This window comes from Halothiobacillus sp. (assembly GCF_028710545.1).
Lineage (GTDB): Bacteria > Pseudomonadota > Gammaproteobacteria > Halothiobacillales > Halothiobacillaceae > Halothiobacillus.
In genome coordinates, this window is record NZ_JAQTTX010000026.1 from 1 (window position 1) to 23,466 (window position 23,466).

Below are 23,466 nucleotides of genomic sequence, written 5' to 3' on the forward strand. Positions count from 1 at the left end.
GGATCGTAGCCGGTATACACCTGCGTCGGCCTGAAAATCCGGTTATTGGCGATCTGCTCTTTCCAGTGCGCCAGCCAACCGGCAGTCCGGGAAATGGCGAAAATGGGCGTGAACTGATCACGCGGGATACCGAGGGCTTCATAAAGCAGACCCGAGTAGAAATCCACGTTCGGGAAAATCCCTTTGGGCGCCAGACGCTCCTCGGCGCAACGTTCCAACTCCATTGCGATTTCATACAGTGGCGAAATCTGGCCACTGCGGTGCTCGCGCAATTGTTCGAGCAGCCCCTGAAGAATATCCGCGCGCGGGTCTTTGACCTTGTACTCCCGGTGACCGAAGCCCCAAACGACCTGCTTGTTCGTCAAGCGCTGATCCAGCCAGTCGGATACCTTTTCGACCGAACCGATTTCGTCCAGCATGTTGAGCACGCGCTGGTTGGCACCGCCATGTAATGGGCCTGCTAGGGTGCCGATGGCCGATGCGACCACGAGATTGGGCGGGGCGAGGGTGGAACCGCAAACCAGCGCCGAGAAGGTTGAAGCGTTGATGGTGTGCTCGGCATGCAGCACGAGGCAGGCGTCCATGATGCGCGCCTCGACCGGGTCCGGCTCACGCTCATTCATCATGTACAGGAAATTTTCGGCGTAGGTCAGATCCGTCCGCGGCTGGACGGGGTCATCTCCGCGACGGATGTGCTCCCACATCGCCACCAGCGTCGCCATGCTGGCGAGGATCTTGACGATCATCTGCTCGACGAATTCGCTGTCGGCACTGATACCGTTGGCTGTCATCCGTTCCTGTCCGGGATAGAACATCCCCAGACTGGCAACGCAAGTTTGCAGCGCCTCCATCGGGTGACCATCGATCGGCAGAAACTTCATGATGTCACGCACGTTGTATTTGACGCGGCGGTTGGCACGCAGATCGGCATCGAAACGCGCCAAATGATCGGCTTGCGGCAATTCGCCATTGATCAAAACCCAGGCCGTTTCTTCAAACGTGCTGTGGCGCGCCAATTCAACGATCGGATAACCACGGTAGGTCAGCAGACCAACCTGCCCATCCAGATAGGAAATGGCGGACTCCGTCGCGGGCACACCCTTGAGACCGGGCACATACCCGTTTTGCACTTTATCCATGTCGAGCCTCTAGATCGAGAAGGATGAACCACAACCGCAGGTGGTCGCTGCCATCGGGTTGCGGATCACAAACTGAGCTCCTGTTATGTCTTCTTTATAGTCAATCTCGGCGCCTTCAAGATACTGAATGCTCATGGGATCGACGAGCAAGGTCACGCCGCCGCGTTCCACCTGTGCGTCGTCTTCCTGCGCGGATTCTTCGAACATGAAACCGTACTGGAATCCGGAACATCCACCGCCGGTTATGAAGACGCGCAGCTTCAGATCGGGATTACCCTCTTCCTCGATCAGACTGCGCACTTTATTGGCGGCATTTTCGGTAAAGATCAGTGGCGCTTCGCCCACTGCACTATCAACAACTTCTGTATTCATCATTACACTCCAGAATTCTGGCCGGTTTAAACCGAAACATGGGTTCAATCATGGCTCAAAAGCCGGGAACCTGCTCAACTTTTGTTGTGTTTTTCACGGGGACAGGGCAACCAGATCAAGTCCTTGCTGCTCGGGAAAGCCCAGCATCAGGTTCATATTCTGCACAGCCTGGCCCGCCGCGCCCTTGACCAAATTATCGATCACCGAACTGATGACCAATGTTGAGCCAGCCTGAGGCCGGAAAATCGCCATCCGGCACAGGTTATTGCCACGCACGCTGCGGGTTTCGGGGTGGCTGCCCGGCGGCATGACATCCACAAACGGCTCGGCATCGTAATAGGTTTCATACAATCGCTGTACTGAAACAGTCGGTTCTTCGACAAGCGGAATATACAGGCTAACCTCGATACCGCGCACCATTGGCACCAAATGCGGCACAAAAGTCAGCCCGATGGGGCGCTCGGCAACCGCGGTGAGCGTCTGCACGATTTCCGGCTGATGGCGGTGACCATTGGCAGCGTATGCCTTGAAGCTTTCACCCGCTTCGGCCATCAACATGGGTACTTCGGCCTTGCGTCCGGCGCCGCTACTGCCCGATTTGGAATCTGCGATCAATCGAGTGTGATCGACCCAATCCTGCCCCATCAACGGCAAAAGCCCGAGTGTGGCCGCTGTAACGTGGCAACCGGGATTCGCCACAAGATCAGCATCACGGATTTCATCACGATACAGTTCCGGCAAACCGTACACCGCACGCTCGACCCATTCCGGCGAGGCGTGGGTCATGCCATACCACTTGGACCAGACCTCCAGATCCTTGATCCGATAGTCCGCCGCAAGATCGATCACCTTGATGCCCTGAGCCAGCAGTTCGGGCGCCTGCTGCATGGCGATCCCATTCGGCGTGGCGAAAAAAACGAGATCGCAATCGGCAAGGTTCGCCTCATCCGGGGTGGTAAAACATAAATCAATCGCACCGCGCAGATTCGGATACATCGCATCCACGCGTGTTCCCGCATCGCCACGGGAGGTTATGGCCGTAATTTCCACCCCGCCATGCCGTGCCAGCAACCGCATCAACTCGACGCCGGTGTAGCCCGTTCCTCCGACAATGCCGATTTTTTTCATGTTTTACTCCCCAGAAATGCCCCAAAAATGGCCCCTAAAAATAGCCCCTATAAATAGCAATTAATTCAGGACTAACGCATCATAACAAAGCTTCACGAATCTATCGGGTACACAAAAAATTCCGTGCGCAACAAAATCCGCGTCATTTTAGATCCACTCAGGCTTAGGCTGGCCAGCCCGGACTCTCTGGCCCCTATGGCTATTCTGGGCTTGTTTGCCGGTCTAATCGCTTCTGCATTGGTTACGCTCTTTCGCCTGACGCTGGAATCACTGCAGATTTATTTTCTGGGCCTGCCCAGTCCAGATAACTATTCCGCCTTGCCCATCGAGTGGCGATTCTGGTTGCCTGCATTGGGCGGGATTATCCTTGGGATTGTATTCATGTTTATCCCCCAAGCCGCGCGTGCCGTCGGGGTGGGCTTTGTGATCGTGCGATTTCACCGCGCTCAGGCCGATTTACCCTGGCCGAACGCCATCGTGCAATTCTTCAGCGCCGTGTGGGGGCTTCTGGTGGGCTTGTCAAATGGTCGAGAAGGACCCGGCGTGCACTTGGGCGCAACGGCCGGGAGCTTGCTTAGCCACTATCTTGATTTACCGCACAACAGCGCGCGCACCCTGGTCGGATGCGGGGCGGCGGCAGCCATCGCCGCATCGTTCAATACCCCGCTGGCGGCGGTCATTCTCGTACTCGAGTTAATTGTGCGGCAGTACACGCTAGCCACGTTTATTCCCGTCATTTTAGCCGCATCGGCGGGCGCACTTTTTTCCACCCTGTTTTTTGGCGACAATCCCGCCTTTAACATCCAACTGTACCATTCACTTGCTCTGTGGGAAGTTCCGGTTCTGGTTTTGCTCGGGCTGGTCATCGGTGCCTTCGCCGCTACTTATATCCACATCACCGAGGTATCGATTCACCGAACCTGGAAATGGCCGCTGTGGCTTCGATTTGGTCTGATTGGTGTCATTACCGGGCTTGTGGGGATGTACCTCCCCCAAGTGATGAGTATCAGTTATGACTCGGTCGGTTTGGCCGCCGGGGCTAAATTCACCCTGCTTTTGCTGCTGTTCCTGATTGTCGCCAAGCTGCTACTCAGTGCCCTGACTCATGGTTTTGGATTGCCTCTAGGCTCAATCGGCCCAACCCTCGTTATAGGTGGGTTCACCGGTAGTGCATTTGGTACCGTGTTGTTGCACTTCACGCAGATACCTGTCAGTGATGTGGCCTATTACACCGTGCTGGGCATGGGGGCCATGATGGGCGCAACCCTGCAAGCGCCGCTGGCGGCGCTAACCGCTGTGATTGAACTCACGGGGGATACGGGTGCGATCATGCCGGCGATGCTCACGATCATTATCGCCAGCCTCACCAGCCGGACGCTCTTTGGCAAAGATGGCATTTACGATGCCGTGCTCTTCGCCAACAGCCAACAACTGCGACTACTCTCGCTCTGGCACAATGCAAACGATATTGCGATCAGCAGCATCATCAACCGCAACTTTACCGAAGCACCGGCGCAGTGCTCCGTCAGTGAGCTTAAGAAATTGAAGGCCGCCACCCCGGAGTGGCTGGTGGTTCGGGATGATAGCCGCCAGCCCATCGGGGTGATTTCGGGCTATGAGCTGGATCGCTTTTTGTCCACGCTGATTACCCATAACCCGCCAGAAGAAATTGCATCGGCAGACGGAAAGTTGCCGGAAATACCGGAAGCGGACATGCGCTCTGACAAGCAGGAACCCGCCGAACGGATCGTTGACCTGACCACCGAGCTGACCATGTTCCCGGCCAAGGCAGTCGATATCGGCCTGACCCTGATCGAAGCCCGTGAACTCATGCACATAAATAAGGTCGATGTCCTGATCGGTCAGCGCACCACCATACCGCCATTCAAGCGGACTTTTGGCGTGCTGACCCGAAGTTTGCTTGAAGATCAGGCATAACCGACCACAACATAACAACACCCCGGCATAACACTCCAGCCAAGTAGATATCAAGGTAAAACCATGAATGCAGAACCCGATTTTTCCGCCCAACGCCGCCTGCTGATTGGCGGTGCCGCGCTTGGGCTCATCACTGCCCTGACCGGTTGCTCGACCGAAACCCCCGTCAACCTGAGCGGGCTGACCGTGCAAGACCTCAACGGCCAGCCTGTCGATCTATCCAAACTGCTGGGCAAGCCAACCGCCATCACCTTCTGGGCGACGACCTGCCCCGGCTGTGTGGAAGAAATCCCGCACATGATCGCGCTGTACGACAAGTTCTCGGCCAAAGGCGTAAATGTAGTCGGCATGGCGATGTCTTATGACGCACTCGACCAGCTCAAAGCCATGGTGTCGGAAAAGAAAATCCCCTATACCGTGTTGCAGGACAAAACCGGTGCTGCCGCTGCTGCGTTCGGGCCGGTGCGCCTGACGCCCACGTTCTTCGTGCTGGATGCCAAGGGCAATATTCGCTACCAGAAGATCGGGCCATTCGATACCGCGCGTGTCGATCAACTACTGACCTCGCTAACCTCAAGCTAAAAATCATGCACAGTCAAGTCCGCATGGCTACCGGCCAGCGCGGGATTGGCGTGCGCGGATTTGGTACACTCGGCTTTCTATTCTTAATAAGGCCAGCAGCCAAAACCATGAGTATCATCATTAAAACGCCGGAACAAATCGAAAAAATCCGCCACGCCAGCCTGCTGGCAACCGAAGTCCTGAATCTGCTTCGGCCACTGGTCCTCGCGGGCGCTACGACCGATGAGCTGAACTCGGTGGCACACAAGCACATCACCGAAGTGCAGGGCGGCGTACCGGCCACATTGGGTTATCACGGTTTCCCCAAATCGCTGTGCACCTCGCTCAATCACCAGGTGTGTCATGGCATTCCCGGCCCCCGAAAACTGGAAAACGGCGACATCATGAATATCGACGTCACCGTCATCAAGGATGGGTGGTTTGGCGATACATCGGCCATGTACACCGTCGGCACGCCTTCCATCCGGGCGCAACGACTGATCGACGTGACTTATGACGCCATGATGCGCGGCATCGAGGAAGTGCGGCCGGGCGCGACGTTGGGCGATATCGGCGCGGCCATTCAGAAAGTGGCCGAATCCAGTGGTTTTTCCGTCGTTCGCGAATATTGCGGCCATGGCCTCGGGCAAAGTTTCCACGAAGATCCTCAAGTCCTGCACTACGGCAAACGGGGTGAGGGTATTCGCCTCGAGCCCGGCATGGTGTTCACCATTGAACCGATGATCAATGCGGGCAAGCGCGACATCAAACTGTTAAACGACGGCTGGACCGTGGTGACGAAGGATCACTCCCTCTCGGCCCAATGGGAACACACGATAGCGGTGACCGAAGACGGCTTCGACATCTTGAGTGGCGATTCCCGTCCCGCCAGCATGATATCGCCCGCATGAGACCATCTCTGGCCGCGCCTTCGGGGGAGCACGCCGATCTCGGCGCCCGCATAGCCCAGCATCTGGCAACGTGGCCGGAAGCGCTGCGTGCGGCCGATGGTGCACGGGTGTTTCTAAAAACGCATACCCGTTTAATCGACGAACTGCTCAAAAGCTACTGGCCTGAGGAACTCGCGTCAGGCGCAGCTGCTCTGGTCGCAGTAGGTGGTTACGGTCGCGGCGAACAATTCCCGCATTCGGACATCGACCTTTTGATCCTGCTCGAAACCCATCAACCCGAGACAGCCATTCAGGACTTTCTGCGCCATTTGTGGGATGCAGGCCTTGTGATCGGCCATGCGGTGCGCACGGTCGAAGAATGCCTGATCGCCGGACGCGACGACGTGACGGTTTATACCAACCTGCTCGATGCCCGCCTGATTACCGGCAATGCTGCTTTGTTCGAGCAACTGGGCCAATTGGTTCGTTCAGATCGGGTCTTTCAGGACTGGTCCTTCTTCCAGGCCAAGACGGCCGAGCAGGCCATGCGTTACCGCACATTCGATGAAACGGGCGCCAAAATCGAACCCAATATCAAGGAAAGTCCCGGCGGCCTGCGTGATCTGCACACAATTCGCTGGATCGGCAATCGGGTAGCGGGGGCAGGTACGCTCGATGCCATGCACGAGCATGGCCTGCTGGGGGATCGGGAATGGCAGACACTCACGGAGGCTGAATCGTTTCTCAGCCAAGTCCGCATCGGTCTGCACGCCCTGGCAGGACGCGCCGAAGAGCGCCTTCTGCTGCTGCATCAGAAAACCTTGGCGGCACAGTTCGGCTATGAGGGCGAGCAGGACGGCAACCTTGCCGTGGAACGCTTCATGCAGCGGTACTTCCGTACCACCATTGAAATCGAGCGCCTCAATCAGTTGATCCTGCAAAACTTCCGCGAAGCGCTCGACCCGTATCCGGATAACCGCATCGTCCCGATCAACGCCCGATTCCGCATCCGGGGACATTTACTGGAAACTGTCGATGCGCAGGTATTCATGCGCTCGCCGACGGCCATCCTCGAAATGTTCCTGCTTCTGGCGCAGCACACCGAACTGCTGGGCCCCAGCGCCGCCACGGCACGGCAGCTCCGGGCCAACCTCAGCGTCATCGACGAGGGCTTTCGCAAAAACCCTCAGGCGCAACAATTGTTCATGGCCATCTGGCAGAACAAGACCGGCGTCTACCGGGCACTCAAGGCTATGAACCTCAACGGCGTTCTGGCGGCCTATATTCCGGCCTTCAGTCAGATCGTCGGCCTGATGCAGTTCGATCTGTTCCACGCCTATACGGTCGATGCCCACACCCTTCTGGTCATCCGCAATCTGCGGCGCTTTTCCCAGCCTCAATTTGCAGACGAACACCCGATGGCCAGCCAGATCATTCGTCGCGTCCAACGCCCGGAGGTGCTCTATCTTGCCGGATTGTTCCACGATATCGCCAAAGGTCGTGGCGGTGACCACGCAGAATTGGGCGCTGTCGATGCGCGGCAATTTGCCAGGGCACATGGCTTGCCAGGCGCTGAGACCGAACGTCTGGTCTGGCTGGTCGAAAACCATTTGATGATGTCGTTCACCGCGCAGCGTCGCGACATCGAAGATCCCACCGTGGTGGAGGAATTCGCGCGCAGTGTCGGCAGCCCTGCCCGACTCGATGACATATACCTTCTCACAGTGGCCGACATCTGCGCCACCAACCCCAACCTGTGGAATTCCTGGCGTGATGCCCTGCTCAAGCGCCTGCACCAGTTGACCGAAAACTGGTTTAACAAGGGCGAGCAGAGTGCGCGCGAGATCGTCGATGCCACCCGCGCACAAGCCCATCGCGAAGGCATCGCCGCGCACATCCCCGCCGAAGACCTCAACGACTGGTTCCGGGGCCTGCCGGATGATTACTTCCTGCGAACCGAGATAGACTCCGTGCTGCAACATGCGCGCCTGGCGTTGGGTGAAGACGGCCTGCCCGTTCTGTGGATCAGCAACGCGCCCGATCAGGATGCCATCCAGATTCTGGTATTAACCGAACACTGTCATGGCCAGTTCGCCCGCATTGTGGCCGAACTCGACCGCAGCGGATTGAACGTCCAATCAGCCAACATGACCGTGATCACGCCTACCGCGGCGCATCCACAGAACCGGGCGTTGTTCGAATTCTTCATTCTCGACCAGCATGATGGTGCACGATTGGATCACTGGTCGCTCGAAATGTTGCGCACGCGCCTGCACGACCGGTTGCAAAGTCCGGATGCAGCGCGCACCCGCATTCACCGGCGCAGCCCGCCTCAACTCGCCAGTATCGATGTGGCGACACAAATTCAGTTTTTGAGTGACCACCGTCGAGGACGCACCGAAATCCAGATCATCACCAAGGATCGTCCCGGCCTGTTGGCCGACATCACCGCCGCATTCGCAGATCTGGACATCAGCCTCAATCACGCACGCGTCAGCACACTGGGTGAACGCGTTGAGGATGCATTCTATGTGGTTGAAAGACAGGGTCGTGCCGTGGATTCGCCCAAACGCTGCGCAGAAATTGAAGCGGCGCTACGTGCAGCCATTCACAGCCGCTCATGAGTTCAAACACAAGGCATCTCGCGGGCGTAACCGACACCATCGAGCCTTGGCGCCTGCTGGCCGAAACGGCGGATTTTCTGATCATCGCCAAGCCCACGCGCATGCTCACCCAACCCGGCAAGGAAGCGCACAAAACCGACAGCCTGATCACCCGCGTCAATCAGGAATTTCCCGAAGCGCGGATCGTGCATCGACTGGACTGGGATACATCGGGCGTGATGGTGCTGGCTAGGCACGCGCGAGCGCACCGCGCACTTTCCATCGCGTTTCAGGATCGGCTCACACAAAAGCGCTACATCGCCCATGTCGATCGCGCGCCCGTGCCACCGCAAGGTTTGATCGACCGGCCGATCGGCCCGGACAGGGAACACCGCCCCCGCTACCGGATCGACGAAGAACAGGGCCGACCATCCCAAACGCGTTATGTCGTGCAGGACGAAACTGCAGATTACGCTCGCCTGGAACTGGAACCCATTACCGGCCGCTCGCACCAGCTTCGGGTGCATCTGCTGTCCATCGGCCACCCGATACAGGGCGATACACTCTACCACCCTCAGGCACAAAACCATGGCCGGCTGATGCTCCATGCCGAATCGTTGTCTTTTCCTGACCCCGCAAGCGGAATCATGCAGACATTCAGCGATCCAGCCCCCTTTTAGTGCACTCTTTCAATCGACACTTCCCAGCGCTTCGCGCACGGCGGGCATTGCCCGGCGACTGATTTCCAGCGGCTCGGGCACCCCCACCACCTCCGCCAGATGCTGGCCGGACGCATTGCGGGTGATTGCCCGCAAACGGGCGCGATTGATCAGACTGTGTCGATGCAAACGAAGCAAATAATCGCCGAACAGCCCCTCCAGTTCCTTGAGACTCTGCTCCAGAAGCAGATCGCCTTCAACCGTGATCAGGCGGGTGTACTTGTCCTCGCTCAATGCGGCGATGATATCGGAGGCGGATACCACGCGCTGCTGACGTCCGATCTGGATATTCAGGCGCGGCTCGTGGCTTTGCTGGGCGCGGGTGGGTTGTGCGGCACGCGCAAGGGCTTGGGTGAGGCGCTCAGGCTCGATGGGTTTAACGAGGTAATCGATCGGACTGCTCGCAAACGCCTCCAGCGCATGCCCGGGATGGGCCGTAGTGAAAATGATCGCAGGCGGCACGGCCAACTGGCGTAACCGCTTCGCCCAACTCAACCCCGACTCGCCAGGCATTTCGATATCAAGAAACACCAATTCCGGCTCGGACGCGAGTGCAGCCTCGGCCTTTGCCACATGATCGGCCTCGCCGACCACCAGAACATCCGGGTGTTCGGCCAACAACCGCCGCAGGCGCGCACGGGCCAGCGGTTCGTCATCGACAATTAATACACGCATGAATTCATCCTTGCATCTCATCAGCTTTCGGGCGTGGCAGCACCAGTTTGACGCGAAAATGCGCGTCAATCACCCCGGTGCGCAGGCTCGCGCGGTCACCAAACATCAACGCCAGCCGATCACGGATATTCTGCAGGGAAATTCCGTTGCCGTCCCGGGCTGGCGGCTGTGTATCCATGATGACCGGATTATCGATCAACAGACTGATGGCCTGGTCACCCACCAGACACTCGATGCGAATGGTGCACGGTTCAAAACTGCGTTCTACCGCGTAGCGCACGGCATTTTCCACCAAGGGCTGGATGGTCAGAATCGGCAACGTGATCGCCGGCAACGGATCTTTGGGCAATACCCATTCGACGACCAGACGTGGCCCGAGGCGCCAGCGTTCCAATGCCAGATAGCGACGGGTCAGAGCCAGTTCATCCTCCAGACTGGCCGTATCGCCCGCGTGCAGGGCAGCGCGAAAGATCGAGGCCAGATCCAGAACCGCCGCTTCGGCTGCCTTGGGATCGGTATCGATCAGAGCGGCCACGGTGTTCAAACTGTTGAACAAAAAATGCGGACGAATGCGGGCATGAAGTGCATCCAGCTCCGCCTTGGTCTGCGCCGTCACCCGCCGGGTTTTGGCCCAATGCAGGGAAAAAATCCAGATCCCCATACCACCGACCACCGAGGCAATCGCCTGATTGTGCAATAAAAAAGCGAACTGGCTTTCGAATGGATTCCATCCCAATCGGGTCAGCGACTGATAGGCCAGAATGCTGATGATCGACGTGACGATAAGCAGAATGGACATCACCACCACTAACAACCAATGCCGTGGCAGGCGACAGAGGGGCTTTTGCAGCGCGCACAACACGCCGACCGTAATCAGCGTCACCCAAGCGACGAACCATGAAGTTGTGCCCAGACGAATCCAGCGGTCTTCCGCAACGCCGGGGGCAATGGCCAGCAACAGCGCCAACCCGAATCCAAGCAACAGCGTAATCAGCAGAATGCGCGGCGTGCAAAACGCCGGCAACGCCATGATGGGCGGTTGCGGCAGGGATTGATCGCCCTGGGACTGATACGGCTTTGGCTTAGGCTGATCTGGTTTGTTTGCGCTCATAAACGCTCCCTGTCTGTATTTACCCTGCCCATCCATCTCACCAACCCTCGGGTTAGATCATCAAAGGGAGGTCGCGCGAGGCTTGCGATATACTACGCCACCCTGCGAGATATTTTAACGAGTGACCTTCATGATCCGCCCCGATGAACAGACCGCCCAAAGCCTAACCGAACTGCCGACGACCAAACTCTGGGGCGGGCGATTCGACGAACCCACCGACGCCTTTGTGGAAGCCTTCACCGCTTCCGTTGGTTTTGACCAGCGTCTGTTCCGCGAAGACATTGCCGGTTCCATCGCGCATGCAAAAATGCTAGCCAAGGTCGGCGTCCTCACCGCCGCAGAATGCGACAAGATCATCGACGGGCTGAACGGCATCCTGCTCGACATCGAGCGCGGCGATTTTGCCTGGGTTGTGGCCTATGAAGACGTGCACATGAACATCGAGGCGCGTCTGATCGACCGCATCGGCGATGTCGGCAAGAAACTGCACACCGGCCGCTCACGCAACGATCAGGTCGCAACCGACGTGCGACTGTACCTGCGTGGTGCCATCGATCGCATCGGGCAGGAACTGACTCGACTGCGTTCGGGTCTGGTCGATCTGGCCGAGCGCGAAGCCGATACCGTGATGCCCGGCTTCACCCATTTGCAGGTCGCCCAGCCGATCAGCTTTGGCCATCACCTGCTCGCCTGGTTTGAGATGCTGACCCGTGACGCCGAGCGGCTGGCCGATGTTCGCCGCCGCGTGAACATCCTGCCCTTGGGATCGGCCGCGCTGGCGGGCACATCCTACCCGCTCGATCGCGCCTATGTGGCCGAACTGCTGGGCTTCGACGGCGTCAGCCGCAATTCTTTGGATGCCGTTTCCGACCGCGATTTCGTCATCGAATTCTTGGCCGCGGCTTCGGTGACCATGATGCACCTGTCGCGCATGAGCGAAGAGCTGATTCTCTGGACCTCCGCCCAGTTCGCCTTCATTGACCTGCCGGATCGTTTCTGCACCGGCAGCTCGATCATGCCGCAGAAGAAAAACCCGGATGTGCCCGAGCTGGTGCGCGGCAAGACGGGGCGCGTTTATGGCGACCTGTTCGCGCTGCTTACCCTGATGAAAGGCCAGCCGCTGGCCTATAACAAGGATAATCAAGAAGACAAGGAACCGCTGTTCGACGCGGTGGACACACTGATGGGCAGCCTGCGTGCCTTCGCCGACATGATTCCGGCCATCGAACCGAATCGCGAGCGGATGCGCATCGCCGCCAAGCAGGGGTTCTCCACCGCGACCGATCTGGCTGATTACCTCGTGCGTCAAGGTGTTGCGTTCCGCGATGCGCATGAAATCGTCGGCAAGGCCGTACGCTATGCCCAGAACGCCGGTTGCGATCTATCTGAATTGCCCTTGGCGCAATTGCAGGCCTTCTCGCCGAAAATCCAGCAAGATGTGTTTGCGGTGCTGACCCTGGAGGGCAGCATGGCCGCGCGCGACCTCACCGGCGGCACCGCACCGAATCAGGTGCGATTGCAGGCGGCCGCTGCAAAAAAGGCACTGGAACGTTCGTAAAAAGCCCGCCATCAAACCGTCATCTAATGCGTTGCTTTTTGTTGTAATCTTCTCGTGGCGGTGCGCTTTCGCCGCTTGTTCGCGAATTAATAACAAAAGGACTTAGCTATGAAAAACCTGTTTTTCTTCGATGACATGATCACCCCGAAAATCATCACGGTGATCTATTGGCTGTTACTGCTCGCGGTTGTGATCGGCGGCCTCGGCTCCATGTTTACCAGCTACGGTGGATTCTCGTTCGGCTCGTTCTTCAAGGGCATCTTCATGATCATCTTTGGCGCCATCGGCGTGCGGATCTGGAGTGAACTTTTGATCGTGCTGTTCAAAATCAACGAGAACATGCAAAAACTGGCCGACAAGGACTGATTCTCCGCATCAAACCGAGTCCCGAAGCCCGTTCTTTGAGCGGGCTTTTATTTTGGCGGCCGGATCACATCCGCCAGAAACTGCCCCATATCCTGCATTTCCTCGGGGCAGATCTGATGCGCCATTATGTAGAAATGTGTTTCAACGCACGTGGCGCCCGCTGCGTTCAACACTTGCCCCATCCGTGCGGCCGAAGCAACGGGCACGACATCATCCTGCTCTCCATGGCCGATAAAGATCGGCATCGCTTTGCGGTCTTGTGGCAACACGAATTGATCCGCCGCCGGTAGCCAGGTGGAAAGCAGCAGAACGGCCATCGGCGTACGCTTAGCGGCACATGCTGCACGAAAAGCAATCACCCCGCCCTGAGAGAAACCCGCCAGCACGTAGGGATCGTCGCCCACTTGCGACTCGATCAGGGCCACAATCCGCTCAACCGAAGCCTCAACACCCGGCATATCCACCGGCGCATCACGATCGAGGCCATAAATATCAAACCAGCTCGGCATAAGATAGCCATTGTTGATCGTCACGGGCGCGACGGGCGCATCGGGGGCGTGAATAACAAACTCACCATTTGACCACCCGACAGATTCGGCCAGTATCCGTCCAATCGGCGCAAGATCGGCGCCATTGGCACCCAGTCCATGCAAAAGAATGATATGTACAGCTCGATTGGTCACCGTGAGTCATCTCCAGAAAAACAGGGCGAACGAGCATAGCTCAAAATCATCCATGCGCGCGTCCTGATACACTCATGCTTATGAAACATGCCCGAAAAATCACGAGGAAGACGTTATGAGCGACCCAGATAAAACGAATGTTGGTGAATTCGACCACCGTTCCACCCGACGGGACTTCGTATTCGGCGAATTGCACCGCAAGGACTTGCGTGAGGATCCGGCACTGCAGCTGCAAGAATGGCTCAAGGCTGCAGAAGCGGCGGGCAATTTCGATGCCACCGCCATGTGCCTGTCTACGGCCACTAAGGAAGGACACCCCTCGGCGCGATACGTTCTGCTCAAGCATCTGGATGGGCGCGGCCTGTGCTTTTACACCGACAGCCGCAGCCGCAAGGGGCAGGAACTGGCCGAAAATCCGTTCGCGGCACTCACCTTCTACTGGCCGGAAACGGATCGACAAGTGCGCGTGACCGGCCGGATCGAACGCCTGCCGGATGCGGATAATGAAGCCTATTTCAATCAGCGGCCCATCAAATCGCGAATTGCCGCGGCAGCCTCGCAGCAAAGCCAGCCGATCGAATCACGCGCAGCGCTGGAAGCGCGCTTCCGTGACATCGAAGCCCGTTATCCCGCAGGGGATGTACGGCGCAACCCGGCCTGGGGCGGCTATCGGCTCCTGCCGGATGAATGGGAATTCTGGCAAGGTCGGCGCTCGCGTTTGCATGATCGTTTTGTCTACACCCCCACGAGCGACGGCTGGCAGATTCAACGCCTGATGCCATGACCGATTCGCCACAGAACACAGCGATGGAACCGGGCTGGCAAGCCCAACTATCGGCCGTATTGAGTTCCGAGCCCATCGATCGGCTCCGGAATTTTCTGCGCACGGAATTGCGTAGCGGCAAACACCTGCTGCCCGACAAGGCCGATTGGCTCAACGCCTTTGCCGCCACACCATTCGATGATGTTCGCGTGGTGATTTTGGGGCAAGACCCCTACCCCACGCCCGGTCACGCCCACGGCCTGAGTTTCTCGGTACGCCCCACCGTCAGGCCACTACCCAAGTCGCTGATCAATATTTTTCAGGAATTGCGTGACGATCTCGGCATCGAGAACACACGCGGCGGTCTCACACCCTGGGCCGAACAGGGCGTCTTGCTGCTCAATGCCGTGCTCACCGTACCGGCCGGACAATCGGCCGCGCACCAGAATCAGGGCTGGGAGGTGTTGACCGATGCCGCCATCGAAGCGCTGGCCACGCGGGAGAAACCGGTCGTGTTTGTCTTGTGGGGAGCATTCGCACAGAAAAAGCGGGCGTTGATCGAACCACACAACCGGGATCAGCGACATCTGATCATCCAGAGCCCGCACCCCTCGCCGCTCTCCGCCTATCGCGGTTTCTTCGGCTCGCGACCGTTCTCGAAAATCAATGCTTTTCTGGAAGCGCAAGGCGAGCCGCCGATCGACTGGCGCACCTGAACGCCCATCAAATCATGCCCAGCTCCGCCATGGATGTGCATCGGTCACCCACGATCATATGATCGAGCAAACGAACGTCGATCAGATTGAGCGCATCGCGCAAGCGGAGGGTGATCTCCCGATCGGCCGTGCTGGGTTCGGCAACGCCCGAGGGATGGTTGTGCGCCAGAATCACGGCGGCGGCGTTATGCCGCAGCACCGCCTTGACCACTTCACGCGGGTGCACCGCCGACTGATTGATGGTGCCGAAAAACAGGCGCTCGAAGGCGAGCACGCGATGACGCTGGTCAAGAAACAACACCGCGAACACCTCCTGCGCTGCATCCCGCAGCTGCGCCTGCAAGAACCGGCGCGTGGCTTCCGGGCTGTCGATCACCGCACCTTCTGCCAGTTCTTCGGCGAAATGGCGCCTTGCCAGCTCCAATACCGCCTGAAGCTGCGTGAATTTGGCATCACCCAACCCCTTGGCTTCGGTAAAATCACGCCGCGAGGCATTCAATAGACCGCGCACACCGCCAAAGTGCGCCAGTAAATCTCGCGCCAGATCCACCGCAGAACGTCCAGCGACGCCGGTACGCAAAAAGATGGCGAACAACTCGGCATCCGATAATGCCGCCGCGCCTTGCTTGAGCAATCGTTCGCGCGGTCGCTCATCTTCCGGCCAGTCCGTAATAGCCATGGGCTCCCTCCCATTCGCACAGTATGGGGCCAATCATAATCAGGTCACTGGCAAGCGCACAAGGGCACATTGCTGGTTGTCATTGGAGCCATGCGTGCGCACATCGGCCACCAACCTCTGTATGACGATCTGACCTTGATCGTACTCAAGCAGCGCTGATACTCCGTGCGCCGCGAACAGTACCGCTTCTTCCTGCCATTGGTTGAGTAGCTCGACGATATTGCGCGGAACTCTCATAAATCAGACAAAAAAAACGCGCCTGTTTAGGCGCGCCTGAATCGGAAGAAAGCAAGCATTAGCTCTTGCTGCTGTCAGCCTTGTCTGCGTCTTTCTTGTTGTCTTGCTTCATGTTGCCACCGCAAGAACCCGCGCCGCCACAAGCCATTTCAGCCAGTTGCATGGTGGATTTTTGCACAGCTTGGCTGGCAAAAGGGGGTTGATCCGCCGCAAATGCGGAGCCTGCCAGCGCGGCAGCGGTCAATACGGTCGAAGCGAGCAGGGTTTTCCCAGCGGTACGCGTTTTCATAGTCCAGTTCTCCCAAAAAACATTCAAACAGCCGCCCGATCTCAATGCACTCAGAAGGGCATTTCACAGCTCAGGCAACATAAACTAGAGTCGGCCACTCAACATTAGTTCATTTTGCCGCCGCTTTCCAATGACGGGCACCTCAAATCACACACCACCGGTTCCTCCGTGATTTGTTAAACTGAAACAACCCGCCTGCATGGCGGCGCGGCAACACGGAACCCACCATGATCGACTTTCTGCAAAACGGCCTAGATGTCATTATTTTTGGTGTGCTGGGGTTGATGAGCCTGATTCTTGTCTGGCTCGGCATCGAACGACACCTGTTCTACCGCCGGGTCGACCTGACACAATTCACCGATCCCGAATCGCTGAATATCGCGCTCACCCACAACCTCACCACGCTCTCGTCCATCGGTGCCAATGCGCCCTATGTCGGGCTTCTGGGCACGGTACTCGGCATTTTGCTGACCTTTCACCAGCTTGGAATGAGCGGGCAAATCGCCGCCAACCAGATCATGCTGGGATTGGCACTGGCATTGAAGGCCACCGCGCTCGGGCTGGTGGTCGCCATACCGGCAATTCTGATCTACAACGGCTTTTTGCGCCGCATCGATGTGCTGACCGCGCAATGGACGCGCATGCAGCGCCAGCGCACGGGGCAGTGAGGCGAGCATGCGCCGGTTCGATCAAATCAATGTCATCCCGTTCATCGACATCATGCTCGTGCTGCTGGCGATCGTGCTGACGACCGCCACCTTCATTGCGCAAGGGCAGATCAAGGTCAGCCTGCCCGAGGCCAAATCCGCCGCACCGGCCGACGGCAAGCCCGCCATCGTCATTACGCTGAATGCGGCTGGCGACGTTTTCGTCGATGATCAGGCCACCACGCTCGAAGCGCTCAACACGCGGCTGGACACGCTGAAAAAAGATCAGGCCATCGTGTTCCGTGTCGATAAAAAAACGGCGTTCGGCCAGTTTGTCGCCGTGATCGACGCCCTGAAAACCCGCGGGCTCGATCAGCTGACCATCCGCACGACTTCTGCCTCTGAGGCAACGCCGCCGGCATGAGTCCATCGCGCACGGGATTTGTTATTTCGGCCCTGCTGCACGCCGCGCTTGTGGGCGTTGGGCTGTATTTTTGGCTCAAACCGACACCGCAACCCGATGCCAGCAAGGAAGCCATCGTGCCCGTATCGCTGGCCTCGTTTGCGCCCGCCACACCAAAGCCAGGACCACAGCCCGCCGAGCCGGCGCAAAAACCCATTAACAAGCCAGAAACTAAGCCAAAAGAGCATGAGCCGCTAACCCCGCCGCCCGTCGCCCAACCCGAAGCAGAGCAAATCCAAAAGCCAGAACTCAAACCAGAACCTAAGCCCGAACCTAAGCCCGAACCTAAGCCCGAGCAAAAAAACGTGCCGAAGAGCGTTTCAAAGCCAAAGCCCAATCCGACGCATCAGCCAGCGCCACCAAAGACAGCAAAGGCCCCCACGCCAAAAGTGCATAAGACGCCTGCGGCACCTCATCCGACCGCCAGTGCGCCCAGCTTGCCGCCGTCAACAGCTCAGCAATCCGAAAAACAGACAAAGGTAGCTCCAAAGCAAACGCAAGCGTCGCCAACGCCCGCCGGCCCGACGCCCGACGAGCGCGACCAGATCAGATTGCAGTACCAATCGGCGCTGGCCGAAGCCATTGAACGGGAAAAGTTCTACCCGTCACTGGCGCGACGGTTGAATCAGGAAGGCATGATCCGGGTCGGCTTCACTGTGCTGGCCGATGGCCGCATCACGAATATTCACCTGGTGGAACCTTCCGCCGCCACGGCACTGAATCAGGGCGCGATCGAAGCCATTGAGCGCGTCGGGCAGTTCAAGCCCATACCGCCCGCATTGGGTATCCAGTCGATGGATGTGAACATCAGCCTGATTTACAAGCTGCGCTGATCCTTCTTTTTACCGGGCGTGCACTTTGCAGGGTCGGGGTTTTTGGCGCAGGCTTCGGCCAGCTCTATTCCCTGTTGAAAATAGTAGGGATAGAAATCCTGCACGGTCACGCCATTGATCGGATCACCGATTTCCTTACCATCCGGCCCGAAGAATGCGACCACAGGCACCAGATGCACCCCCATCCGGTCCGCGAAATGCCGATTGCTTTCTTCTTTGCCATCACGATCCAAAATGGAACCATCCGCATCAATTTCAATTCGACGCACGATGATTTTCCCTTGATAGGCCGGATCATTCACCATGGGCTGAATGAAGTTTTCATCCACCCACTGACAGTAACCGCAATAACTGGCATGAATGAACAGCAGCATCGGAATTTTGCGCTCCTTCATACCCACCAGATCACGGGAAACATCGCGCAGGTTTTCCATAAAAGGCAGGTCAATCGACACCGGCGGCGGTGTTTCTCCCATGGCGGCCGACACCTCCGCCTGAGCGAAGACCTGCGGCGCGAACAAGCCGCACAACACCGCCAAGGCCAACAGTCGCACAACAAGAAAACCTCGGCGCATCATTGACTCCTGCTTAAACCATTTTGTTTGTACGGCGATTATAGTCTTTGCAAGCCAGAACATCTCACCAAGAGCCGTTCTTAGGGAAGCGCTGATTTATTCAGTGCTTCCCGCTTGGGGCAGGATGCCCCAACACGAACAAAGATGTACGTCTTTGATTCGTGAGCGCCATCGCGGGCGTGTACCGCGATGAGCGAGCTGATTTATTCCAAGGATGGAATAAATCAGCATTTACTTAGGTACCATATGGCCCACTGTTTACTGGAGAACGCCCGATGACGCCTACCGCCCCTTCCGTTGACCTGATTCGCATCGCCACGCGTGAAAGCCCGCTGGCGATGTGGCAGACCGAGTTCGTGGCCAGCGAATTGCGGCGATTGCATCCGGGCTTGAAAGTCGAACTGGTGAGCATGACCACAAAAGGCGATCAGCTACTCGACAGCCCGCTCGCCAAGATCGGTGGCAAGGGATTGTTTGTCAAAGAGCTGGAGCTGGCACTCATGGACGGCCGCGCGGATATTGCCGTACATTCCATGAAAGACGTGCCCATGCGCTTCCCCGAGGGGCTGAACCTGATCGCCATCCTCGAGGGGCACGATCCCCGCGATGCCTTCGTTTCAAACGATTACGAATCGCTCTCGGCCCTCCCTGCCGGTGCGGTGGTCGGCACCTCCAGCCTGCGCCGGGAAACGCAGATCCGCTCGCGCTACCCGCAACTGCAAATCAAAATGCTGCGCGGTAATATTCAATCGCGCATGGCCAAACTCGACCGTGGAGAATACGACGCGATCATTCTCGCCGCCGCAGGCTTAAAGCGCATGGGCTACGATGCCCGCATCCGCACCGAGCTGAGCCCGGAAGAATCCCTACCCTCCGTCGGCCAGGGCGCACTGGGCATTGAAGCCCGATCGGACGATGCTGCCGTCCGCGCCCTGATTGCGCCGCTGATCCACACACCAACCGACATTCGCGTGCGCGCCGAACGCGCGTTCAATACGCGGCTCAACGGCGGTTGTCAGGTACCCATCGGCGGTTATGCCCTGTTGCAGGACGACGGCAGCCTGTGGCTGCGCGGCATGGTCGGTCGCCCCGATGGCACACTCACCCTGCGTGATGAAATCACAGGCAACATCACAGAAGGCGAAGCATTGGGCGTAGCACTGGCCGAGCGGATGCTGGCTGCGGGCGCGGATAAAATCCTGGCCGAAGTCGGTATTCATGCCGATCCGGCCTGATCCCAACTGACTCATCATCATTTCAAACCATCAGTGCCATGAACCCCGCAACGGAGAAACGATGAACGTCGGCTCACCACGCACCATCGGATTGACCCGCCCCGATGGTGCCAATGATGGACTGTCCACGGCCTTATCGACCCTGTTGCCGGATGCGAGGTTGATCAACTGGCCACTGTTGACCTTCGCGCCGATACCCGAACAACAGAAAGCACGCGCTGCCATTGCGCAAATTACCACGGGCGACTGGGCCATCTTCGTCAGCCCACGCGCGGTTCGTTTCGCCCACGAGCTACACGACCTGACCACGTTACCGGCAATTCACTGGGCCGCCGTGGGCGAAACGACCACCGCAGCCATCCAGTCGCTATTTTCAGACCCGCCTCGGGTTCACCACCCCTCAACCACTCAGGATTCCGAAGGCCTGCTGGCCAATCTGCCCATCGAGGCCATGCGCGAGCATACCGTCTGGCTGTTTCGTGGCGAGACCGGACGCGAGACGCTGGCAGACACCCTGAGACAGAATGGCATTACCGTCATCCCCGTTCCTGTGTATCAGCGAAGCTGCGCCCCAACGCCTGACGCATTATTGGCGCCCCCCACGACCTGGGTGATCACATCACCCGAATCGCTCCGGTGCCTGCGCCAGTTGGCCGACACCGTAGAAGCTGCCGAAGAACGGCGCAGACTGTTACACTGCAATCTCGTTGTCATTAACGCACGAACAGAAGCCCGTGCACGTGCGCTGGGCTTTACAGGAGCCATCGTGCGTGCCGAAGCCCCGGATGATGCGGCCTTGGCGCGCGCTTGCGCCGTTTTCAAGCAGGATTAGCGCATGACCCAGAAAAAACAGCAGCCCGATGCCCAGCCCATTGCGGCTGAAGAAATTTCGCCTCAAACAGAAAAAACCACCGATGTTATCGGCGAGAACGAGCCGATGAAACCAGAGGAAGCGACCGTTGCCGTAACGCGCTCCTATGGCTACTGGATACTGACCCTGTTCGTCGTTTTCACGGGCTCGCTGGTCAGTGTCTCCTGGTATGGCTGGAAACTGTTCCAGACCAATGCTGCTCGTATGGACGGTCTGATGGCGACTCAGCAGACGGATCAACGCGCACTGAGCCAGTCACTGCAGAATACTCAAGACCAGCTGGCACAGTTGAACCAACAACTGACTGCCCAAGAGAAAAAAACGCACGAGCAGATCACCGAAACCAAAACAGATACACAGCAAGCCACCCGGACACTGGATGAACGGCTGACCGCGGTCGAGAAAAATCTGGCTGACATCCAAAACCGTCTGGGGCAAGGCGAACGCGCCTGGAAGGCCGCCGAAATCGGTTTTCTGCTTACCCGTGCGCAGGAACGTCTGAGCATCGCGCAAGATCCTGCCGGAGCGGCTGTCGCACTCAAGCTGGCCGATCAGCGCCTGGCCGCACTCGCCTTGCCGCAGACCCTGCCTGTTCGCGCGGCAATCAGCGATGTTCTGGTCGGACTGCGCAAAGCAGATGACTTTGACGCCGTCGGCATGGCACTGAGCCTGCGGCGCGCGGCAGAAAATGTCTCGAACTGGCCATTGATCGGTTCAAAACCAGCATCCGCCAAAACCGAACCCGCTACCGCGACAGAAGACGCTGCCAACACCAGCGCAACGGAAACGGCCCCTTGGTACGTTCGCTGGCCGCGTGCCATCTGGCATCCCGTCGCCGAATGGTTCGGTCGGCAGTTCACCTTGACCCGCAGTGATCAAGCCGTCAAGGCGAGCGCCCGCGCGCGTGATGATCGTGAAACACGTCTCTGGCTGACGGCCGTGCGTGAAGAACTACTCTCGCATGACATCCCGCAGATGAGGCAGTCTCTGGACGAAGCACAGCATTGGATTACCCAGCATTATGCGGCCGATGACGATGATGTCCGTCAAACCCTGGCGGCATTGAAGCAGACACAGGATTTCTACGCCGGTCGTCAGTGGCCCAGTTTCACTCCGATCTTCAAGGCCTGGGCTGCGGCAGGCATTGAGAATACGGCGCCAACAACGGCACACACACCGGAGGTGCAGCCATGAAACGTTTTGCGCTGATCCTGATCATTCTGGTGCTGGCTGCGGGCGCAGGCTTCTATTTCATCCGTGACCCGGGCACAGCCGACATCGCGCTGCTGGGCTGGGAACTGCAAACCACGGCGCTGGGCCTGCTTGCATTGATCATCGTTGGGTTTATTGCGCTGGCGATCATCTGGCGCGTCATTTCCGCCGTGCTGAAACTACCCGCACTCTGGCGTCGTCGATCCGCGCGCCAGAAACAACAGGCCGCGGACGAACAACTGCTGCGCGCCTGGGCGGAACTCGAACGGGGGCGCTTCGCTGTGGCCGAAAAGCTGGCGCGCGCAAGCCTGAATGAAGCCAGTCTGCCGCCGTTGAATTACGTCATCGCGGCGGATGCGCTCATGGCCCAAGGCGAAACAGCTGCCACGCTCAGCCTGCTGGATGAAGTCCGCGGTACATTTCCACGTTTTGCCGATTTCCTCTCCCTGCACATGGCCAATCGCTTCCGACAACAGAAGAATCTGGCGCCTGCACTGGAGTTATTGCAATCGCTTGCCGCCGCTCACCCCAAGGACGAGGCCATTGTCTGTGCCTTTGCCGAAACGCTGTTCGAAGCGGCGGACTGGGAAAAATTGCGGACGCTGATGCCCGCGTTGCGGCGTCTGAAGTGGTCCGGCCTCACCGAACAGGACATTCAACGCTATGACCGGGCCGTATACGGCGGGCTGATTCAGGCCGCGGCGCGCCATAAACAAACTTCTGAATTGGCTGCGCTATGGAACGATGCGCCGAAAAGTCTGCGCCATGATGGGCTCATGCTCGCCTCGCTGGCGAACTCCTGGTTGACGCTGGGGCAACCCGATGAAGCTGAACGCATTCTTGAGACAGCGCTGGATCAACAATGCACCCCCGCGTTGCTCCATCAGTGGCTGGCGCTGCCACCCAAGGATCCGGCACGAGCGCTCACACAGTTCAACCGTTGGGCGAGCCAAGGCTCGTGCGCATCAGACACCAACCTGCGCGCCTATGCCGAGGCGCGCCTGGCTTGGCTGAATGATGATACCGAAGCAGCCAAACAGGCCCTCGCTCCCGTACTGGACGATCACCCCGATGTACCCAGCCTCAAACTGGCGGCACAAATCGCGGAACATGAGCGCGACAGCGCCCAAGCCGTGATCTATTACACCAAGGCATTCGAACTGATGGACATGGAAAGGTAACTGAATCCATTTCAGCTTGGTT

General features: G+C 58.2%; 26 protein-coding genes. 16 read left to right on the plus strand and 10 right to left on the minus strand.

The annotated features are described in order from the left end of the window. From PHD44_RS06820 to argC, 3 genes are all read right to left on the minus strand, one after another. A partial coding sequence (locus PHD44_RS06820) for a citrate synthase (protein ID WP_300189569.1) occupies positions 1 to 1,139 on the minus strand: 1,139 nt, incomplete at its 3' end. Positions 1,140 to 1,148: 9 nt separating this feature from the next. After that, the gene (erpA, locus tag PHD44_RS06825) at positions 1,149 to 1,514 is read right to left on the minus strand and encodes an iron-sulfur cluster insertion protein ErpA (RefSeq protein ID WP_300189571.1); all 366 of its coding nucleotides are present in this window, start codon (positions 1,512 to 1,514) and stop codon (positions 1,149 to 1,151) included. Positions 1,515 to 1,604: 90 nt separating this feature from the next. Beyond that, on the minus strand, positions 1,605 to 2,639 hold the full coding sequence (gene argC, locus PHD44_RS06830; RefSeq protein ID WP_300189574.1) for an N-acetyl-gamma-glutamyl-phosphate reductase: 1,035 nt from the start codon (positions 2,637 to 2,639) through the stop codon (positions 1,605 to 1,607). A 195-nt stretch (positions 2,640 to 2,834) separates the two neighbouring features. Here argC and PHD44_RS06835 point away from each other — a divergent pair, with 195 nt between their 5' ends. The 5 genes from PHD44_RS06835 to PHD44_RS06855 all read left to right on the plus strand — a co-directional run bounded on the left by PHD44_RS06835 (position 2,835) and on the right by PHD44_RS06855 (position 9,311). Continuing rightward, entirely contained in the window at positions 2,835 to 4,577 is a 1,743-nt protein-coding gene (locus PHD44_RS06835; protein ID WP_300189577.1) for a chloride channel protein, read from the plus strand. Positions 4,578 to 4,640: 63 nt separating this feature from the next. Further along, on the plus strand, positions 4,641 to 5,159 hold the full coding sequence (locus PHD44_RS06840; RefSeq protein ID WP_300189579.1) for a peroxiredoxin: 519 nt from the start codon (positions 4,641 to 4,643) through the stop codon (positions 5,157 to 5,159). A gap of 107 nt (positions 5,160 to 5,266) precedes the next feature. Next, positions 5,267 to 6,049 carry a type I methionyl aminopeptidase gene (gene map, locus PHD44_RS06845; RefSeq protein ID WP_300189581.1) on the plus strand — a complete coding sequence of 261 codons (783 nt, stop codon included), beginning with the start codon at positions 5,267 to 5,269 and terminating at the stop codon, positions 6,047 to 6,049. After that, positions 6,046 to 8,652 carry a [protein-PII] uridylyltransferase gene (gene glnD / locus PHD44_RS06850; protein WP_300189583.1) on the plus strand — a complete coding sequence of 869 codons (2,607 nt, stop codon included), beginning with the start codon at positions 6,046 to 6,048 and terminating at the stop codon, positions 8,650 to 8,652. The genes map and glnD overlap by 4 nt, the downstream gene beginning before the upstream one ends. After that, positions 8,649 to 9,311 carry an RluA family pseudouridine synthase gene (locus PHD44_RS06855; protein WP_300189585.1) on the plus strand — a complete coding sequence of 221 codons (663 nt, stop codon included), beginning with the start codon at positions 8,649 to 8,651 and terminating at the stop codon, positions 9,309 to 9,311. Before glnD ends, PHD44_RS06855 begins: the two co-directional genes overlap by 4 nt. Positions 9,312 to 9,320: 9 nt before the next feature. Here PHD44_RS06855 and PHD44_RS06860 read toward each other — a convergent pair whose 3' ends face one another. Together PHD44_RS06860 and PHD44_RS06865 are read right to left on the minus strand one after the other, a co-directional pair. After that, positions 9,321 to 10,025, minus strand: coding sequence for a LytTR family DNA-binding domain-containing protein (locus PHD44_RS06860; protein WP_300189587.1), 705 nt, complete (start codon positions 10,023 to 10,025; stop codon positions 9,321 to 9,323). 4 nt (positions 10,026 to 10,029) lie between these two features. Beyond that, the gene (locus tag PHD44_RS06865; protein ID WP_300189589.1) at positions 10,030 to 11,136 is read right to left on the minus strand and encodes a sensor histidine kinase; all 1,107 of its coding nucleotides are present in this window, start codon (positions 11,134 to 11,136) and stop codon (positions 10,030 to 10,032) included. 130 nt (positions 11,137 to 11,266) lie between these two features. Between PHD44_RS06865 and argH the strand changes: the two genes are divergently transcribed. Both argH and PHD44_RS06875 read left to right on the plus strand, forming a co-directional pair. Beyond that, positions 11,267 to 12,694 carry an argininosuccinate lyase gene (gene argH / locus PHD44_RS06870; RefSeq protein WP_300189592.1) on the plus strand — a complete coding sequence of 476 codons (1,428 nt, stop codon included), beginning with the start codon at positions 11,267 to 11,269 and terminating at the stop codon, positions 12,692 to 12,694. Between the two features lie 108 nt (positions 12,695 to 12,802). After that, positions 12,803 to 13,060 carry a DUF4282 domain-containing protein gene (locus PHD44_RS06875; RefSeq protein ID WP_300189594.1) on the plus strand — a complete coding sequence of 86 codons (258 nt, stop codon included), beginning with the start codon at positions 12,803 to 12,805 and terminating at the stop codon, positions 13,058 to 13,060. A gap of 47 nt (positions 13,061 to 13,107) precedes the next feature. Here the strand turns inward: PHD44_RS06875 and PHD44_RS06880 are convergent, their stop codons facing one another. Next, positions 13,108 to 13,743, minus strand: coding sequence for an alpha/beta fold hydrolase (locus PHD44_RS06880; RefSeq protein WP_300189597.1), 636 nt, complete (start codon positions 13,741 to 13,743; stop codon positions 13,108 to 13,110). A gap of 115 nt (positions 13,744 to 13,858) precedes the next feature. On the opposite strand from PHD44_RS06880, the gene pdxH reads away from it, so the two are divergent. Then, positions 13,859 to 14,527 (plus strand): pyridoxamine 5'-phosphate oxidase, encoded by a 669-nt coding sequence (gene pdxH / locus PHD44_RS06885; RefSeq protein WP_300189599.1) that lies wholly within the window; start codon positions 13,859 to 13,861, stop codon positions 14,525 to 14,527. Further along, positions 14,524 to 15,222: a uracil-DNA glycosylase gene (locus tag PHD44_RS06890; RefSeq protein ID WP_300189601.1), complete on the plus strand. Its 699-nt coding sequence runs from the start codon at positions 14,524 to 14,526 to the stop codon at positions 15,220 to 15,222. The genes pdxH and PHD44_RS06890 overlap by 4 nt, the downstream gene beginning before the upstream one ends. 7 nt (positions 15,223 to 15,229) lie before the next feature. On the opposite strand, the gene radC is transcribed toward PHD44_RS06890, so the two are convergent. The 3 genes from radC to PHD44_RS06905 are packed head-to-tail and all read right to left on the minus strand — an operon-like array spanning position 15,230 to position 16,427. Then, complete coding sequence (radC, locus tag PHD44_RS06895) at positions 15,230 to 15,901, minus strand: DNA repair protein RadC (protein WP_300189603.1); 672 nt, start codon at positions 15,899 to 15,901, stop codon at positions 15,230 to 15,232. A gap of 39 nt (positions 15,902 to 15,940) precedes the next feature. Further along, a complete protein-coding gene (locus tag PHD44_RS06900) occupies positions 15,941 to 16,138 on the minus strand; it encodes a hypothetical protein (RefSeq protein WP_300189605.1) in 198 nt (65 codons plus the stop codon). Between the two features lie 58 nt (positions 16,139 to 16,196). Further along, the gene (locus PHD44_RS06905; protein ID WP_300189607.1) at positions 16,197 to 16,427 is read right to left on the minus strand and encodes a hypothetical protein; all 231 of its coding nucleotides are present in this window, start codon (positions 16,425 to 16,427) and stop codon (positions 16,197 to 16,199) included. A gap of 227 nt (positions 16,428 to 16,654) precedes the next feature. On the opposite strand from PHD44_RS06905, the gene exbB reads away from it, so the two are divergent. Genes exbB through PHD44_RS06920 form a run of 3 tightly spaced genes read left to right on the plus strand, consistent with a single transcriptional unit; the run spans position 16,655 to position 18,370 of the window. Continuing rightward, positions 16,655 to 17,095, plus strand: coding sequence for a TonB-system energizer ExbB (exbB, locus tag PHD44_RS06910; RefSeq protein ID WP_300189609.1), 441 nt, complete (start codon positions 16,655 to 16,657; stop codon positions 17,093 to 17,095). A gap of 7 nt (positions 17,096 to 17,102) precedes the next feature. Further along, complete coding sequence (exbD, locus tag PHD44_RS06915; RefSeq protein WP_300189611.1) at positions 17,103 to 17,498, plus strand: TonB system transport protein ExbD; 396 nt, start codon at positions 17,103 to 17,105, stop codon at positions 17,496 to 17,498. Further along, positions 17,495 to 18,370: an energy transducer TonB gene (locus PHD44_RS06920; protein ID WP_300189614.1), complete on the plus strand. Its 876-nt coding sequence runs from the start codon at positions 17,495 to 17,497 to the stop codon at positions 18,368 to 18,370. The genes exbD and PHD44_RS06920 overlap by 4 nt, the downstream gene beginning before the upstream one ends. On the opposite strand, the gene PHD44_RS06925 is transcribed toward PHD44_RS06920, so the two are convergent. Further along, entirely contained in the window at positions 18,355 to 18,945 is a 591-nt protein-coding gene (locus tag PHD44_RS06925; protein ID WP_300189617.1) for a thioredoxin family protein, read from the minus strand. The two genes, PHD44_RS06920 and PHD44_RS06925, sit on opposite strands and share 16 nt — an antisense overlap. Before the next feature lie 275 nt (positions 18,946 to 19,220). Between PHD44_RS06925 and hemC the strand changes: the two genes are divergently transcribed. The 4 genes from hemC (at position 19,221) to PHD44_RS06945 (ending at position 23,444) form a co-directional block, all read left to right on the plus strand. After that, the gene (gene hemC, locus PHD44_RS06930; RefSeq protein ID WP_300189620.1) at positions 19,221 to 20,180 is read left to right on the plus strand and encodes a hydroxymethylbilane synthase; all 960 of its coding nucleotides are present in this window, start codon (positions 19,221 to 19,223) and stop codon (positions 20,178 to 20,180) included. Positions 20,181 to 20,241: 61 nt separating this feature from the next. Further along, the gene (locus tag PHD44_RS06935; RefSeq protein ID WP_300189622.1) at positions 20,242 to 21,012 is read left to right on the plus strand and encodes a uroporphyrinogen-III synthase; all 771 of its coding nucleotides are present in this window, start codon (positions 20,242 to 20,244) and stop codon (positions 21,010 to 21,012) included. A 3-nt stretch (positions 21,013 to 21,015) separates the two neighbouring features. Continuing rightward, a complete protein-coding gene (locus PHD44_RS06940) occupies positions 21,016 to 22,245 on the plus strand; it encodes a uroporphyrinogen-III C-methyltransferase (RefSeq protein WP_300189623.1) in 1,230 nt (409 codons plus the stop codon). After that, a complete protein-coding gene (locus PHD44_RS06945; protein ID WP_300189625.1) occupies positions 22,242 to 23,444 on the plus strand; it encodes a heme biosynthesis HemY N-terminal domain-containing protein in 1,203 nt (400 codons plus the stop codon). Before PHD44_RS06940 ends, PHD44_RS06945 begins: the two co-directional genes overlap by 4 nt. The last annotated feature ends 22 nt before the right edge of the window (positions 23,445 to 23,466 follow it).